General features: G+C 60.1%; 17 protein-coding genes. 9 read left to right on the forward strand and 8 right to left on the reverse strand.

Features of this window, described 5'->3' with window-relative positions; genetic code table 11:
* Positions 1 to 6 precede the first annotated feature (6 nt).
* The 3 genes from tolR to ybgC all read right to left on the reverse strand — a co-directional run bounded on the left by tolR (position 7) and on the right by ybgC (position 2,117).
* Positions 7 to 462 carry a protein TolR gene (tolR, locus tag FHT97_RS10955; protein WP_025660914.1) on the reverse strand — a complete coding sequence of 152 codons (456 nt, stop codon included), beginning with the start codon at positions 460 to 462 and terminating at the stop codon, positions 7 to 9.
* Between the two features lie 29 nt (positions 463 to 491).
* Complete coding sequence (gene tolQ, locus FHT97_RS10960; protein ID WP_016557208.1) at positions 492 to 1,211, reverse strand: protein TolQ; 720 nt, start codon at positions 1,209 to 1,211, stop codon at positions 492 to 494.
* A 441-nt stretch (positions 1,212 to 1,652) separates the two neighbouring features.
* The gene (gene ybgC / locus FHT97_RS10965) at positions 1,653 to 2,117 is read right to left on the reverse strand and encodes a tol-pal system-associated acyl-CoA thioesterase (protein ID WP_016557207.1); all 465 of its coding nucleotides are present in this window, start codon (positions 2,115 to 2,117) and stop codon (positions 1,653 to 1,655) included.
* Positions 2,118 to 2,236: 119 nt separating this feature from the next.
* Between ybgC and FHT97_RS10970 the strand changes: the two genes are divergently transcribed.
* From FHT97_RS10970 to FHT97_RS11000, 7 genes are all read left to right on the forward strand, one after another.
* Complete coding sequence (locus FHT97_RS10970; protein ID WP_183862104.1) at positions 2,237 to 3,457, forward strand: NAD-dependent epimerase/dehydratase family protein; 1,221 nt, start codon at positions 2,237 to 2,239, stop codon at positions 3,455 to 3,457.
* The gene (locus tag FHT97_RS10975) at positions 3,454 to 4,275 is read left to right on the forward strand and encodes a glycosyltransferase (protein WP_183862106.1); all 822 of its coding nucleotides are present in this window, start codon (positions 3,454 to 3,456) and stop codon (positions 4,273 to 4,275) included. Before FHT97_RS10970 ends, FHT97_RS10975 begins: the two co-directional genes overlap by 4 nt.
* A complete protein-coding gene (locus FHT97_RS10980; protein ID WP_183862108.1) occupies positions 4,272 to 5,156 on the forward strand; it encodes an NAD(P)-dependent oxidoreductase in 885 nt (294 codons plus the stop codon). The genes FHT97_RS10975 and FHT97_RS10980 overlap by 4 nt, the downstream gene beginning before the upstream one ends.
* Before the next feature lie 65 nt (positions 5,157 to 5,221).
* Positions 5,222 to 5,953: a hypothetical protein gene (locus FHT97_RS10985; RefSeq protein ID WP_183862110.1), complete on the forward strand. Its 732-nt coding sequence runs from the start codon at positions 5,222 to 5,224 to the stop codon at positions 5,951 to 5,953.
* A 96-nt stretch (positions 5,954 to 6,049) separates the two neighbouring features.
* Complete coding sequence (locus FHT97_RS10990; RefSeq protein ID WP_183755711.1) at positions 6,050 to 6,637, forward strand: 5-formyltetrahydrofolate cyclo-ligase; 588 nt, start codon at positions 6,050 to 6,052, stop codon at positions 6,635 to 6,637.
* Positions 6,638 to 6,639: 2 nt separating this feature from the next.
* Positions 6,640 to 7,464 (forward strand): TIGR00282 family metallophosphoesterase, encoded by an 825-nt coding sequence (locus FHT97_RS10995; RefSeq protein ID WP_183862112.1) that lies wholly within the window; start codon positions 6,640 to 6,642, stop codon positions 7,462 to 7,464.
* Positions 7,465 to 7,584: 120 nt separating this feature from the next.
* Positions 7,585 to 8,421 carry an MBL fold metallo-hydrolase gene (locus tag FHT97_RS11000; RefSeq protein ID WP_183862114.1) on the forward strand — a complete coding sequence of 279 codons (837 nt, stop codon included), beginning with the start codon at positions 7,585 to 7,587 and terminating at the stop codon, positions 8,419 to 8,421.
* 29 nt (positions 8,422 to 8,450) lie between these two features.
* On the opposite strand, the gene FHT97_RS11005 is transcribed toward FHT97_RS11000, so the two are convergent.
* Positions 8,451 to 8,954 carry a pyridoxamine 5'-phosphate oxidase family protein gene (locus tag FHT97_RS11005; protein WP_183862116.1) on the reverse strand — a complete coding sequence of 168 codons (504 nt, stop codon included), beginning with the start codon at positions 8,952 to 8,954 and terminating at the stop codon, positions 8,451 to 8,453.
* A gap of 174 nt (positions 8,955 to 9,128) precedes the next feature.
* Here FHT97_RS11005 and FHT97_RS11010 point away from each other — a divergent pair, with 174 nt between their 5' ends.
* Both FHT97_RS11010 and FHT97_RS11015 read left to right on the forward strand, forming a co-directional pair.
* Positions 9,129 to 9,875, forward strand: coding sequence for a YebC/PmpR family DNA-binding transcriptional regulator (locus FHT97_RS11010; RefSeq protein ID WP_183755714.1), 747 nt, complete (start codon positions 9,129 to 9,131; stop codon positions 9,873 to 9,875).
* Between the two features lie 215 nt (positions 9,876 to 10,090).
* The gene (locus FHT97_RS11015; RefSeq protein WP_183862118.1) at positions 10,091 to 10,585 is read left to right on the forward strand and encodes an invasion associated locus B family protein; all 495 of its coding nucleotides are present in this window, start codon (positions 10,091 to 10,093) and stop codon (positions 10,583 to 10,585) included.
* A 203-nt stretch (positions 10,586 to 10,788) separates the two neighbouring features.
* On the opposite strand, the gene FHT97_RS11020 is transcribed toward FHT97_RS11015, so the two are convergent.
* Genes FHT97_RS11020 through ctaD form a run of 4 tightly spaced genes read right to left on the reverse strand, consistent with a single transcriptional unit; the run spans position 10,789 to position 14,354 of the window.
* The gene (locus FHT97_RS11020; protein WP_183755716.1) at positions 10,789 to 11,124 is read right to left on the reverse strand and encodes a cytochrome C oxidase subunit IV family protein; all 336 of its coding nucleotides are present in this window, start codon (positions 11,122 to 11,124) and stop codon (positions 10,789 to 10,791) included.
* A gap of 8 nt (positions 11,125 to 11,132) precedes the next feature.
* Positions 11,133 to 11,861: a heme-copper oxidase subunit III family protein gene (locus FHT97_RS11025; RefSeq protein ID WP_183862120.1), complete on the reverse strand. Its 729-nt coding sequence runs from the start codon at positions 11,859 to 11,861 to the stop codon at positions 11,133 to 11,135.
* 10 nt (positions 11,862 to 11,871) lie between these two features.
* The gene (locus FHT97_RS11030) at positions 11,872 to 12,582 is read right to left on the reverse strand and encodes a cytochrome c oxidase subunit 3 (RefSeq protein ID WP_183862122.1); all 711 of its coding nucleotides are present in this window, start codon (positions 12,580 to 12,582) and stop codon (positions 11,872 to 11,874) included.
* Entirely contained in the window at positions 12,579 to 14,354 is a 1,776-nt protein-coding gene (gene ctaD, locus FHT97_RS11035; protein WP_183755719.1) for a cytochrome c oxidase subunit I, read from the reverse strand. Before ctaD ends, FHT97_RS11030 begins: the two co-directional genes overlap by 4 nt.
* Positions 14,355 to 14,369 lie beyond the last annotated feature (15 nt).

Genomic DNA, 14,369 nt, shown 5'->3' on the forward strand with positions numbered 1-14,369 from the left:
CGTTCGCTATTGGTCCTTCTTCTGCTGCGTCACGAGGCCGATGTTCTTGTAGCCGGCACCCTGGATGCGAGCCATGACGTCGGCGATCACGCCATAGGGCGCGGTCGCGTCGCCGCGAACGAAGATGCGTTCATTATAGCCGGTCGTTGCGATCGCCTCGAGCTTCGCGGCAATCTCTTCGACCGGGATCGGTGTTTCCTGCAGGAACACCTGGCCGTCGTTCTTCACCGAGATCGTGATCGGCTGCGTTTCAGAATTCAGCGCCTTGGCCTGTGTTTCCGGCAAGTCGACGGGCACGCCGACCGTCATCATCGGTGCTGCCACCATGAAGATGATCAAAAGCACGAGCATGACGTCGACGAGCGGCGTCACATTGATTTCGGAGATGGCACCACCTCTGTGGCCACCGCGACGACGACCACCGCGACCACCGCCGCTACCGCCACCGCTTGGAGCACCCATACCCATATCGTTGACTCCGTTCCCGTCGATTACTGCGCGGCCTGGCGCGGCTGCAGTTTCTCGTCGATCTGGCGCGAAAGGATGGCGGAGAATTCATCCGCGAAGCCTTCCATGCGGCCCGAAAGCTTGCCGGCATCGGCAGTGAACTTGTTGTAGGCGATAACGGCCGGGATAGCAGCAACAAGCCCGATTGCGGTTGCAAGCAGCGCTTCGGCGATACCGGGAGCAACGACCGCGAGGTTCGTCGACTTCGAGCCGGCGATTGCCTGGAACGAGGTCATGATACCAACGACCGTACCGAACAGGCCGATGAACGGACCGGCGGAACCAATCGTTGCCAGCGAGCCGAGGCGGGCTGAGAGGAATTCGGATTCACGCGCCAATGTCACGTCCATGGCGCGGTCGATACGCATCTGCAGACCGATCGGGGAGCGCGCACCGCGCTCGAACGACTTCTTCCATTCGCGCATCGCCGCAACGAAGATCGCGGCAAGGCCGGTATTGTTGCGCTCCGATAGAGTGCGATAAAGCTCTTCCAGCGACTGGCCCGACCAGAATACCTGCTCGAACTTCTCGAACTGGCGCCGTGCGCGGCCGTAGGCCAGATATTTGTCGATGACGATCGCCCAGGTCCAGACCGAGGCTGCGATGAGCCCGAGCATGACCAGCTTGACGACGAGACCTGCCTGCATAAACAGCGACCAGAGGCTGACGTCGGCCGTTGCTGCTGCCAATCCTACTTGTTCCATTGATCCAAAATCCCCGAATCCAAACGCCCGGCACTTGACCGGGCGGCACAAAGTGATCTCGCAAGAAGTGTCTGGCGGCCGCCGCCCAAAGCCCTGGTCAAGCTTCCAAGCTCTTATCCGCCTTCCTTGCCGTCAAATTTGGTCAAAGGAAGGCGTGCACCGCACAAACTCTGACAATCCGAGTAAGACACTATTATGGTTAACAGTTCGTTAGCGCCGGATCATGACAGCGAAACTATCGGAGAAAGATTTATCCCTTGGATTACTTGGTCAGATCTAGCTCGATGACCACAACAGCGCTTATCTTCCAGCGCGTGAATTCCTTCACACAAAACTCATGTTTATGCAAGGCCGGAATCCCGCGTCTTTTCAGCGTTCACGATCAATCCAAGCGAATCGCCGCACGCAAACCGTGTCGATCACATTGAGCGCGGCAAGGGCTCAGGGCCCGCGGAGCGGCTTGCTGCCTTCAAGAAATTTCTCGGCGAGTGTCTCCGGCAATCGTCGCGGCCTGGCATTGGCATTGATGACGGCGATGATCACCTTGGCGGCGATCAGCAGCGTTTCGCCGCGCCGGATCTCCTGATTGAGGACCATCTTGGCCCCGCCGGCTTTTTCGGTGTGGGTCAGGACGGTCAGGATATCATCCATCCGCGCCGGCTGCTTGAAGTCGATCTCCATGCGGTGGACGACGAAGACAAGCCCCTCCTCGTCGGCATTGATCAGCTCCCGCTGCTCAACGCCGAGACAACGGAGGTAATCGGTGCGGCCGCGCTCGAGGAAGTGAAGATAACGCGCATGGTAGACGAGGCCGGAAAAATCGGTGTCCTCGTAATAAACCCGCTGCAGGAGCCGGTGACCCGTTTCCGTGAGTTCACCCGAAATCGAAAAACCGTTGTCCGCCATAATTTTCTCCAAAGTCACGCGCCCTCTTTGGCGGAAGACATTCCGCCTTGCAAGCATTGAACAATTGTCACGCTTCCTAAGTAATTTTTGACAGAGACATTCAAGCAGGAGACGACGCGATGAAGATTGCAGTGATGGGCGGGGACGGATTCATTGGCTGGCCGACATCATTGCATCTCTCCGACACCGGACACGACGTTCACATTCTCGACAACCTCTCGCGGCGCTGGATCGACACTGAACTTGGGGTTCAGTCACTGACCCCGATGGACTCGATCCAGGAGCGAACGCGCATCTGGCACGCCGAAACCGGCCGGCGCATTCATTTCAACCTGATCGACCTCGCCAAGGACTACGAACTGCTGAAGAAGTGGCTAGCTGAGAACCGGCCTGATGCCATCATTCATTTCGCCGAACAGCGCGCGGCGCCCTACTCGATGAAGAGCGACCGCCACAAGAACTACACGGTAAACAACAACGTCAACGCCACCCATAACCTCCTGAATGCGCTTGTCGAACTCCAACTCGACGCGCATCTGATCCACCTCGGCACGATGGGCGTCTACGGCTATTCGACAGTTGGCGCAGCGATCCCCGAGGGCTATCTGCCGGTTGGCATCGAGACGGCGAACGGCGAGACCGTTAGCCAGGAAATCCTCTACCCCTCCAATCCAGGCTCGATCTATCACATGACCAAGTGCCTGGATCAGCTGCTCTTCCATTTCTATGCCAAGAACGACGGCCTGCGCATCACCGACCTGCACCAGGGCATTGTCTGGGGCACCCACACCGAGCAGACGCGTCGGCATCCGCAGCTGATCAATCGCTTCGACTATGACGGCGATTATGGCACAGTGTTGAACCGCTTCCTGATCCAGGCGGCGATCGGATATCCGCTGACAGTCCACGGCACCGGCGGCCAGACCCGCGCCTTCATCCACATCCAGGATTCGGTCCGCTGCATCGAGCTTGCCTTGAACAACCCGCCTGCCCGAGGCGCCCGCGTCGAGATCTTCAACCAGATGACCGAAACGCATCGGGTGCGAGATCTGGCGGAAATGATCGCCAAGCTGAGCGGCGGCGAGATCGCCTGGCTGCCGAACCCACGCAAGGAGGCGCCGGAAAACGAACTCATCGTCAAGAACGAGAAATTCCGCAAGCTCGGTCTCGATCCGATCACCCTGCAGACAGGTCTTCTGAGCGAGATCGTCGACGTCGCCAAGAAATTTGCCTACCGCGTCGATCGGTCGCGCGTCCCCGCGATCTCTGCCTGGACGAAAGACATTGCGGCGACGATCAACCGTGATCCGGAAGGTAGGAGGCTGAAGTCCGTTTCATGAGTGAGCCTCGGCACGCCTATGTCACTCTCGTCACCAACCACGATTACGCCATGGGCGCCAAGGCGCTTGCGGTATCGTTGCGCCGAACCGCCACTCCAGCGGATATCGTCATCCTCCATACGGCAGGCGCCGACCAAGCCAGTCTTGACCTGCTTCTGCAACTCGGCTGTCGCCTGGTGCCGGTCGACCATCTGCCCCTGTCAGCGGAGTTCAATGAGCGTCATGCTCGATCCAGTCTGCACGCCGCCGCTCCCTTTACGAAGGGACGCAAGCCTGCGTTTCATTCCCCGCTCGACAATTTCTGCAAGCTGCGCCTATGGCAATTGACCGAATACGCCAGCTGCGTCTTCATCGACGCCGACGCGATCGTGTTGCGAAACATCGACAAGCTCTTCCGCTATCCGGAGTTTTCCGCCGCCCCGAACGTCTATGAGTCCCTGGCGGACTTCCACCGGCTGAATTCCGGCGTCTTCGTCGCGCAGCCGTCCGAAGACACATTCCAGCGAATGCTGGAACGGCTGGATCGGCCGGGGGTGTTCTGGAAGCGGACGGACCAGACCTTCCTGCAGGAGTTTTTCCCGGATTGGCACGGCTTGCCCGTCTATTTCAACATGCTCCAGTACGTGTGGTTCACCATGCCCCGGCTTTGGGACTGGCAGAGTATTTCCGTCCTGCATTACCAGTATGAGAAGCCGTGGGAGACGAATCATCCGAAGGCCGATAAACTGCGGCCGCTGATCGACCTTTGGCATGCATTCTATGCCGGCGATGACCTGCCGGATCCATCGACAATGTCCAACCCTGACGAGGCGGCATGAAGGTATTGGTATCGGGGGGAACAGGTCTCGTCGGACGTTATATCGTCGAAGAACTGCTCGCCGCCGGCTATACCGTGATCATCGGCGGTCGCCACGCTCCCCTGCCCCGCTTCTTTTCAAGACCGGTCGAATTCGCCCCGCTCTCGCTCGATCCGACGCGTGATCATATCGAAGCCTTTGACGACGCCTATTTCTTCGTGCACGCCGCCTTCCACCACCTGCCCGGCAACTACCGCGGCGGCGAGGGCGATGACCCGGAGACGTTCAAGCACCTTAACCTTGACGGCAGCGTCCGGCTTTTCGAAGCGGCCAAACGCGCCGGCACACGCCGCTGCATCTTCATTTCGAGCCGCGCCGCCTATGGCGAGCACCCTCCGGGAACCACGCTGACAGAAGGCATGGCTGAGAAGCCCGAGACCCTCTACGGTCAGGTCAAGCTCGACGCCGAACGCAGCCTCGCGCATCTCGCGGCGCCCGGCTTCGCAACGACCAGCTTGCGCTTGACCGGCGTCTACGGCGACCTTCGGCCCAACAAATGGGACAAGCTGATCGAGGATTACCTCGCCGGCCGCCATCTGCCATCACGTGCCGGCACCGAGGTCCACGGAAGAGACGTCGGCGGCGCGGTTCGGCTGATGCTGGAAGCGGACACCGCGCGTATATCAGGCGAGACCTTCAACGTCTCCGATGTCACACTCGATACCTGGGACATCCTGGAACACATTCGCTGGGAGCGCGATTGCCTGAACAGGCTGCCGCTTCCTGCCGACAAGTCACAGCTGACGCCGATGGACACGGCGAAAATCCGCGCCCTCGGTTGGTCACCGGGCGGCATGCCGCTGTTCAATGAAACGATCCATACGCTCGCCACGCGTACGTAGGTGGCACAGGCCCACGCAAGCCTGAAGTTGCAGACTACGCCGGATCGTGCAATCCGGAGGATAGTATGCAAGTCGGTTCCGCATCAGCGCTCAACATCCTGCGCACCACTTACTCCTCCGACAATCTCACTACGTCGACCGACAGCACCAGCGCGCGCCTGAAGATCTTGCAGAATGCGGCAAGGGCACAGGAAAGCCTGCGTGAGAGCATGGCGACATCGGCCGAAGCGGCCAAAGCCCGTGCGGCACGCAAGCTTGAGGAAGCCAAGCAGCAGCTCGAAATGCTGAAGAGTGGCGGCTACCCACCGGAGGTCGTTGCCCGGCTTGCAGCCGAACTTGCCCACAAGATCAGCGCCGCTGCGGCGGAATTTGCCTCGGCTGTTGCGGCCAGTGCAACAAACATCGCTTCCACAGCCAATGCCTCTGCGGCAACGACCGATACCGGAGCGGCGTCGGCAGATGCCGCAACCGATACATCAGGCACAGACGCGGCCGCGGCGGCGGACAGCTCCGACACGAGCGCCCCCCAAGCGGACGAACCCGACGGCGCAACTGCGGCGCGCAACGCCTACCAGAGCGTCGTCGAAGACGGACAGCAGGCGTCCGCAGGGATCTCCACCGAAGACCGAAAGACGATGGAAGAGTTCAAGGCCATCCTGCAGGAGGTTCGTCAGTTGATGGACAAGGCGATGCGCGACTTGCGCGAGAGAACCGGCCAGCAGGCATCCGGAGTGAACGCCTACTCGTTTGAGGCGCAGGCCGACACCTCAGTCATGCCGACCAGCATCACGATTTGATCCGATTGGCTAAGGCGGGCGGTCAAAGGTCGTATTGTCCCGTTGAAATGATCGGCAGGACCTTTATCGTCTGCTGAAAACAGCGCGATGGACCGTATGACCCCAAAAGAACAGAAAGCCGAAATGCGAGCCGGCCGGCTTACACTGCGCGACGCGATCCCGGAGGCCACGCGCATCGAGATGAGCCTGGCCATGGCCGAGCATGCCGGCGAGGCCGTCGCCTTCGATCCGGGCACTGTCGTCTCCGGCTTCCTGCCGATCCGTTCGGAGGCCGACATCCGGCCGCTTCTGGCGCGCTTCCAGGCACGTGGAGCCCGGCTTTGCGTGCCTGCCATCCTCGACAAGCAGACGATAGTGTTTCGCGAACTTGTGCGCGGCGCGCCGTTGGTCAGCACGGGCTTCGGCACCTCCGGCCCGCCGGCGGACGCCGCCGTGCTCGATCCCGAAATCATGCTGGTGCCGCTCTCCGCCTTCGACAATCGCGGTCACCGCATTGGCTACGGCGCCGGCTATTACGACCGTGCCATCGAGCGTTTGCGGCAAAAAGGCCAGCATCCCAAGCTGATCGGCATTGCATTCGACTGCCAGGAAGTGGCACATGTGCCCGACGAGCCGCACGATGTCAGCCTAGACGCCCTCCTGACGGAAAGCGGGCTTCGCTTTTTTGCCTCTTGGATTGGATAGCAATGCGACTGCTTTTTCTGGGTGACATGGTGGGTAAGACCGGACGCACCGCCGTCTGGAACCGCCTCCCCGGCCTCATTTCCGACCTCAAGCTAGATTTCGTCGTCGTCAACGGCGAGAACGCCGCCGGCGGCTTCGGCATCACCGAGGATATCTTCCTCGAGACGATCAATGCCGGCGCCGATGTCGTGACGACGGGCAACCACGTCTGGGACCAGAAGGAAGCCGTCGCCTTTGCCGGACGTCACGACCAGTTCCTGCGGCCCGCGAACTACCCGCAGGGCACGCCGGGTCGCGGCTCAGGGCTGTTCTATGCCCGCAACGGCGCACGCGTGCTTGTCGCAAATGTCATGGGCCGCGTCTTCATGCATCCCGAACTCGACGATCCCTTCAAATCCGCCGAAGCGATCCTCGACGCCTGCCCGCTCAAGGAACAGGCCGATGCGATCATTTTCGACTTCCACGCCGAAGCGACTAGCGAGAAGCAGTGCTTCGGCCATTTCGTCGACGGCCGCGCCAGCTTCGTCGTCGGCACGCACACCCATGTCCCGACCGCCGATCATCAGATCCTGAATGGCGGCACCGCCTACATGTCTGACGCCGGCATGTGCGGCGACTACGATTCCTCGCTCGGCATGGACAAGGAGGAGCCGCTGAACCGGTTCATCTCGAAGATGCCGAAAGGCCGCATGGAGGCGGCGACCGGCCCGGCAACCATCTGCGGCGTCGGCGTCGAGATCTCCGATACGACCGGCCTGGCTGAAAAGATCGCTCCACTGCGGCTCGGCCCGCGGCTTGCCGAGACCATTCCGGAGTTCTGGCGCTAGTTCAGGCAGGCGTCTGCCATGACGCAAAAGTGAGCAGCGGTCCCGGCATTTCAACTGGACCACTGCGGCGCCTTGCCGCATCCTCCCGAGCCTACCCGTGAGCGCGCTGGAGGAAGTGGCATGAAGCCGCGTTTTCTTGTTTTCGCAATCGCCTGCCTGATGGTCTTGGTTGCCGTGGAAGTGGCCGCCGCTCAGGAGGAACGGCGAAACGTCAGCCAGTGCCAGGCTATCGCCCAATCGATCCCACAAGCGACCTTTGCGAGTTTCACAGGCCCGGCCCCAGTCATCGACGCCGGCGCCATCAATCAATCGGTTACGCTGACCTACATTGGGCACTCCACCTTCCTCATTGAAACGCCGGGCGGTGTGACGATCGCGACCGATTACAGCGGCTGGTACTCGCCGCCGCAGGCGCCGATGGTCGTCACCATGAACCGCGCCCATTCCTCGCACTATACTCTGGTGACCGACCCGGCCATCAAGTATGTGCTGCATGGATGGGGTGACGTGCCGGGCGAAAAAGCCAAGATCAACCTGGTAGTCGGCGACACCTACATTCGCAATGTCACCACCGATATCAGGGGCGGTTTCGGCGCGCCGCAGCAGGATGGGAACTCAATCTTCATCTTCGAGGTTGCCGGCCTCTGCATCGGCCATCTTGGCCATCTGCACTACGAACTGACGGAAACCCACTACGCGGAAATCGGCCGACTGGATGTCGTGATGGTGCCAGTGGATGGTGGCCTGACAATGGGCTCCGACAGCATGAGCCGCGTCATCAAGCGCCTGCGCGCCTCGCTGATCCTGCCGATGCATCAACCGCGCCCGCTGCAAAGCTTCCTGTCGATGTTCGGACCCGATTTCGACATCAGCTACGCGCCGACGAACACGATCTCCGTTTCGCTGCTCACCTTGCCGAAAAAGCCGCTGATCTATGTCGCAAAGGGCATGCAATAAAAGACCCGGACTGCGCCGGGTCTGTTCTTTCAAGCAAACTGCAAGTGCTGCCTGATGCCGACATCGGGCATCTTGTCATCGTCGAGATTGGCCTTGGCGATCTCCCAGCCGAACCTCAGCTTGCTACCCGTCGAAACCCAGATTTCGGCGTCGTCGACATGCATTGCGAGCATCGTGAGATTCGGATCCTTCTTGCCGTCATCATACCAGGCGGCGACAACTGAGTTCCAATATTCGTCAATCTTCGACGGGTCGGGCCGCACCTCGATCTTGCCTGCGAGGCAGGCATGGTAGTCGTGATCCTTGCCGACCACGCAGAAATGTGCCCGCGTACCCGGCTTGATGGCACGCACGATCGCTGCGTCCGATTTCGTGTAGAACCATATCGTATTCGTCTTCGGATCAGCATTCGGCGCCATCGGCTGCATGTGCATGTCCGCTCCATCCACGCCGAGCATGCCTGCATGGATGTCGTTCACCTGGTCCCAGAGCTGGCGTGCCGGGTGTTCCCGCGCTTCGTTGAAACTGGCCATAGCACTTCCTTCCGTTTCGAGGGTCCGTGCTTTGAAACGTCAGCTTCCGGGCTTTGTTCCGCCTTTCGGGCTGTATGAGCAACACGCGCGGTGGAGCCGTTTTCCCTTGAATACGGCCCATTTCGCTCTTATAAGGCGGCCCATTCCTAACAATATGACGTGAACAGGGGTGCCATGGCTGGCCATTCACAGTTTAAAAACATCATGCATCGCAAGGGCCGTCAGGATGCCGTGCGGTCGAAAATGTTCTCCAAGCTCGCGCGCGAAATCACCGTTGCCGCCAAGGCCGGTCTGCCTGATCCTTCGATGAACGCCCGCCTGCGTCTTGCGATCCAGAACGCCAAGGCGCAGTCCATGCCGAAGGATAACATCGACCGTGCCATCAAGAAGGCTGCGGGCGCCGACGGCGAGAACTACGATGAAGTCCGCTACGAAGGTTACGGCCCGGGCGGCACGGCGATCATCGTCGAGGCCCTGACCGACAACCGCAACCGCACCGCCTCCAACGTCCGCTCGATCTTCACGAAGGCCGGCGGCGCTCTTGGTGAAACAGGCTCGGTTTCCTTCTCCTTCGACCACGTCGGTGAAATCACCTACAAGCTTGAGGCAGGCGATGCCGACAAGATGATGGAAGCCGCCATTGAAGCCGGTGCCGACGACGTCGAGACCGACGAGGAAGGCCACTACATCACCTGCGGCTTCGAAGCCCTCGGCGAAGTCGCTAAGGCGCTCGAAACCTCGCTCGGCGAAGCCGAAACCGTCAAGGCTGTCTGGCGCGCCCAGAACAACGTGCCGGTCGACGAAGAACGGGCCCAGTCGCTGCTGAAGCTGATCGACAGCCTCGAAGACGACGACGACGTTCAGAACGTCTACTCGAATTTCGAAGTGGATGAAGAGGTTCTGGCCAAGCTTTCGGCCTGATCTATTTCAACCATTTATTCAAAGCCGGTCCCGGAAACGTGGCCGGCTCTTTTGTTTTTGGGCTTTCCATTCACATCAGACGATCGATCGGTCACACGTTCGTTACCCCCAACCCGCCATTAAGGTCTCGGTAACCCTCTCCGCCTTGAATGCCCCGCGTTCGCTCCAGCCGGTCTGTTCCAAGGCCAGCACCTCTCACACTTTCGGCGGGGAAAATGCCCATGAAAAGAATAGCTCTCGTACTCTCCTTCACACTTGCCGGTGCAATCTCCGCCAACGCGCAGCCGACAATGGTCAAGCAGTTCGAGGATTGGGGCGTCTATTCCTACAGCAAGGGCGGGCAGACAGTGTGCTATTTGCTGACTGTTCCGACAACCAAGCAACCGGCAAGCGTCGATCATGGCAGCAATTTCTTCGTGATCGGCCGGGCGCCGAGTGCCGGGTATGAGCCGCAGGCAATCATGGGCTACGAACTGAAGCCGGGCTCGCGGGTCAAGGTCGCGATCGGCGACGAGACGTTCACGATGTTCACCAGGGGCAAGTCCGCGTGGGTGCTTGAAGAGTCCCGCGAACCTGACGTCATCGGCGCCATGCGCTCCGGTAGCGACATGACGGTCGAAGCCGTCTCCCAGCGCGGCACTGCGACGACCTACACCTATTCCTTGAATGGGGTGACCGCGGCCCTGAAGCGCATGGCAACCTGCAACTAAGCCATGTCACGATACCCCACAGCACGCCGGCTCGGCGTGCTGGCTGCGGGCTGCTTGCTCGGCATCATGCTCGCCAGCCAACCGACATCAGCCGCTCCAACCCCGCAACAGTCGATCAGGTCCAACGGTTCGTCGGGCGCGAAACGGGGCTTCGCGTGCCCCGTTTCCGAACGAGAAGATCATCTAACCCTCCCATGGTCCACCTAGGGACCAGCGCCGCCGAGGAATGTCAGCCGGGTGAAGATCGTATAATGCGACTCCGATGCCATCATCGCCACGAAGACCAGGACGAGCAGCGGTGGCAGCAAGATTGCGTAGACCAGCGCCAGCCGCTCCCAGGCCATATGCATGAAGATGGCAACGATCAGGCCGGCCTTCAGCATCATGAAAACGATGATGAGCGTCCAGCGCGGGTAGCCCTGGATGCCGAGATAATCGACCAGATAGGAGAACGTGCTGAGGACGAACAGCAACCCCCACACCACGAGGTAAAGCCTGATTGGATGCTGCTGGCCGGAATGCGCTTGTGCCTGTGCCATGATGCGCCTCACCACAGATAGAAGAACGCGAAAATGAAAACCCAGACGAGGTCGACGAAGTGCCAGTAGAGGCCCATGATCTCGACGATCTCATAATTGCCCTTGCGGCTTGTGAAGAAGCCCCGCCGGCCCGTATCGAAGTCTCCGCGCCATACCTTGCGCGCGGTAATCAAAAGGAAGATCACGCCGAAGGTCACGTGCGTACCGTGAAACCCGGTGATCATGAAGAAGGATGATCCGAACTGCGCCGCACCCCATGGGTTCTCCCAGGGGCGCACGCCTTCGGTGATAAGCTTTGTCCACTCGAAAGCCTGCATTCCGACGAAAGAGGCGCCGAGCAGCGCGGTCAAAAGCATCAACGCTGCCGTCTTCCCGCGCTCGCGGCGATAACCGAAATTGACGGCCATGGCCATCGTGCCGCTGCTGCTGATCAGGATGAAGGTCATGATGGCGATGAGGATCAGCGGAACCTGCTGCCCGCCGATCTCAAGTGCAAAAACCTCGCTCGGATTGGGCCATGGGATCGGCGTCGACATCCGAGCCGTCATGTAGGCAAGCAGGAAACAGCCGAAGATGAAGGTGTCGCTGAGGAGGAAGATCCACATCATGGCCTTGCCCCAGGAAACGTTCTTGAACGCTCGTTGATCCGAGGCAAAATCCGCAGCCACACCACTCAGACCGCCGGTATGGCTGCCATGGGCGACGGGTTCTGTTTCAACTCGGGTGAGTTCGGCCATTGTCTGCCCCTTAAGAAACGAGTTGACGGCAGAGGTCGACAAAGTCGTTTGCCCAGCCGGTAAAGAGCGCAAAGAGAAGCAGCCACACGACGAGCATGAAGTGCCAGTAGGTGGCGCAGAGCTCGATGCCGAGGCGCAGCCTGGCGGGCGCCGTGGCGCTGCCCGCGAGCAGCTTCACCCGCGTCCGTGCAAGGACCGCCAGCCCGCCGAGGATGTGGAGACCGTGCAGCCCAGTCAGCATGTAGAAGAAGCTGTTTGCCGGGTTATCGGCAAGCACATAACCGGCCGCAACGAGTTGCAGCCAGGCAACGATCTGCCCCGCAAGAAACAGCACTGCTGTCGCCAGTGCTGCATCGAGGCCCAGTCGTACACCGTCATCGGCGCCCCGCCGCGCTTGAACCACCGTCCACTGCAGCGCCGCGCAGCTCAAGATCAGCACCGCCGTATTCGCCCAAAGAAGCCGTGGAATGGGGATCGCCCACCAATCGGCGCCGCTCATCCGGGCGAGATAGGCGCTTGCCAGCAAGGAAAAGAGGGCCCCGACAACCGCAAGAAAAATACCGAGGCCGATCTTGGCCGTCGGGATCGGCGGCTTAGCCGGTTGGTGGATATCGTCGAGCGTGCCGACCTCCAACCATGGCTTCGACATCAACCGCTGTCCGGACATCCACCAAATGACGATGGCGGCAACGCCTGCGAGGAAAATCAGCACGACGCTCATGCTGGCGCCCTCGACAGTCCAGCCGTTGGCGGCTGGTTCTGCGGTATGAAGTCTTCGGCAGCGCCGGGGACACTATAGTCGTATGCCCAGCGGTAGACGACCGGCAGCTCCTTGCCCCAATTGCCATGGGCCGGCGGCGTCTCGGGCGTCTGCCATTCCAACGACGTCGCCCGCCACGGATTGCCACCCGCCTCTCGACCATGGAACAGGCTCCAGACGACATTGAACAGGAAAACGAGTTGAGCCGCGCCGACAATTAGCGCTGCGACAGAAATGAACATGTTCAAATCGTGCACTGACGGTGGAATGAATACCGTGTCGCCAAGCTCGAAGTAGCGGCGCGGCACGCCGACAAGACCGACATAATGCATTGGGAAGAAAATCGCGTAGGCGCCGATGAAGGTGACCCAGAAATGGATCCGCCCGAGAACCTCGTCGAGCATCCGCCCGGTAATCTTCGGGTACCAGTGGTAGATGGCGCCGAAGACCACCATGATGGGTGCAACGCCCATCACCATGTGGAAATGTGCGACGACGAACATCGTGTCGGACAGCGGCACATCAACCACCACATTGCCGAGGAAAAGCCCAGTCAACCCACCATTGACGAACGTCACGATGAAGCCGATGGCAAACAGCATCGGCAAAGTCAGGTGAATATCCCCCCGCCAAAGCGTCAAGACCCAGTTGTAGACCTTGATCGCCGTCGGGACGGCTATGATGAGCGTTGTCGTGGCGAAGAAGAACCCGAAATTCGGGTTCATGCCGCTAACATACATGTGGTGCGCCCAGACGATGAAGCTCAGCGCCCCGATGATCACGATCGCCCAAACCATCATGCGGTAGCCGAAGATGTTCTTGCGCGCATGCGTGCTGATCAGATCTGAGACAATGCCGAATGCCGGAAGCGCCACGATATAGACCTCCGGATGCCCGAAGAACCAGAAGAGGTGCTGGAACAGGATCGGGCTTCCGCCATCCGATTTCAGCTGTTCGCCCATCTCGACGATTGCAGGCATGAAGAAGCTGGTGCCGAGCAGCCGGTCGAACAGCATCATGACCGCGGCGACGAACAATGCCGGGAAAGCCAGCAGCGCCATGACGGTGGCGGTGAAGATGCCCCAGACGGTCAAAGGCATCCGCATCAAAGTCATGCCGCGCGCCCTTCCCTGCAGCACGGTGACGACGTAGTTCAGGCCGCCCATGGTGAAGCCGATGATGAAGATGATCAGCGATGAGAGCATCAGGATGATGCCCCAGTCGCGCCCGCCCGGCGTACCTGATGTCAATGCCTGCGGCGGATAGAGCGTCCAGCCAGCACCCGTCGGCCCGCCGGGCGCAAAGAAACCGGCGACAAGCACGATCACGGCGAGCAGGTAGAGCCAGTAGCTCAGCATGTTCGCATAGGGGAACACCATATCGCGAGCGCCCACCATCAGGGGAATGAGATAGTTGCCGAAGCCGCCGAGGAAGAGTGCGGTCAGCAGATAGATTACCATGATCATCCCGTGCATCGTGATGAACTGATAGTAGTGGTCGGCGTCGATGAAGGAGAAATAGCCGGGGAAGCCGAGCTGCAGACGTATCAGCCAGGAGAGGACGAGCGCCACGAAACCGATCGCGAACGCCGTCATGGAATACTGGATGGCAATGACCTTGGCATCCTGGCTGAAGACGTATTTCGTCCACCAGCTCCTCGGATGGTAAAGTTCTACATCCGCCACTTCGGCTGGCGGAATGACGTCGGCGGCACTGGTTGGAATATCAACCATCGCATGCTTTCCTTC

Source organism: Rhizobium sp. BK399, from assembly GCF_014194695.1.
GTDB lineage: Bacteria > Pseudomonadota > Alphaproteobacteria > Rhizobiales > Rhizobiaceae > Rhizobium.

Excerpts from the sequence above, each read along its gene's own strand:
- tolR (WP_025660914.1), bottom strand. The coding sequence starts at position 462 with ATGGGTGCTCCAAGCGGTGGCGGTAGCGGCGGTGGTCGCGGTGGTCGT.
- tolQ (WP_016557208.1), bottom strand. The coding sequence starts at position 1,211 with ATGGAACAAGTAGGATTGGCAGCAGCAACGGCCGACGTCAGCCTCTGG.
- ybgC (WP_016557207.1), bottom strand. The coding sequence starts at position 2,117 with ATGGCGGACAACGGTTTTTCGATTTCGGGTGAACTCACGGAAACGGGT.
- FHT97_RS10970 (WP_183862104.1), top strand. The coding sequence starts at position 2,237 with ATGAAGATTGCAGTGATGGGCGGGGACGGATTCATTGGCTGGCCGACA.
- FHT97_RS10975 (WP_183862106.1), top strand. The coding sequence starts at position 3,454 with ATGAGTGAGCCTCGGCACGCCTATGTCACTCTCGTCACCAACCACGAT.
- FHT97_RS10980 (WP_183862108.1), top strand. The coding sequence starts at position 4,272 with ATGAAGGTATTGGTATCGGGGGGAACAGGTCTCGTCGGACGTTATATC.
- FHT97_RS10985 (WP_183862110.1), top strand. The coding sequence starts at position 5,222 with ATGCAAGTCGGTTCCGCATCAGCGCTCAACATCCTGCGCACCACTTAC.
- FHT97_RS10990 (WP_183755711.1), top strand. The coding sequence starts at position 6,050 with ATGACCCCAAAAGAACAGAAAGCCGAAATGCGAGCCGGCCGGCTTACA.
- FHT97_RS10995 (WP_183862112.1), top strand. The coding sequence starts at position 6,640 with ATGCGACTGCTTTTTCTGGGTGACATGGTGGGTAAGACCGGACGCACC.
- FHT97_RS11000 (WP_183862114.1), top strand. The coding sequence starts at position 7,585 with ATGAAGCCGCGTTTTCTTGTTTTCGCAATCGCCTGCCTGATGGTCTTG.
- FHT97_RS11005 (WP_183862116.1), bottom strand. The coding sequence starts at position 8,954 with ATGGCCAGTTTCAACGAAGCGCGGGAACACCCGGCACGCCAGCTCTGG.
- FHT97_RS11010 (WP_183755714.1), top strand. The coding sequence starts at position 9,129 with ATGGCTGGCCATTCACAGTTTAAAAACATCATGCATCGCAAGGGCCGT.
- FHT97_RS11015 (WP_183862118.1), top strand. The coding sequence starts at position 10,091 with ATGCCCATGAAAAGAATAGCTCTCGTACTCTCCTTCACACTTGCCGGT.
- FHT97_RS11020 (WP_183755716.1), bottom strand. The coding sequence starts at position 11,124 with ATGGCACAGGCACAAGCGCATTCCGGCCAGCAGCATCCAATCAGGCTT.
- FHT97_RS11025 (WP_183862120.1), bottom strand. The coding sequence starts at position 11,861 with ATGGCCGAACTCACCCGAGTTGAAACAGAACCCGTCGCCCATGGCAGC.
- FHT97_RS11030 (WP_183862122.1), bottom strand. The coding sequence starts at position 12,582 with ATGAGCGTCGTGCTGATTTTCCTCGCAGGCGTTGCCGCCATCGTCATT.
- ctaD (WP_183755719.1), bottom strand. The coding sequence starts at position 14,354 with ATGGTTGATATTCCAACCAGTGCCGCCGACGTCATTCCGCCAGCCGAA.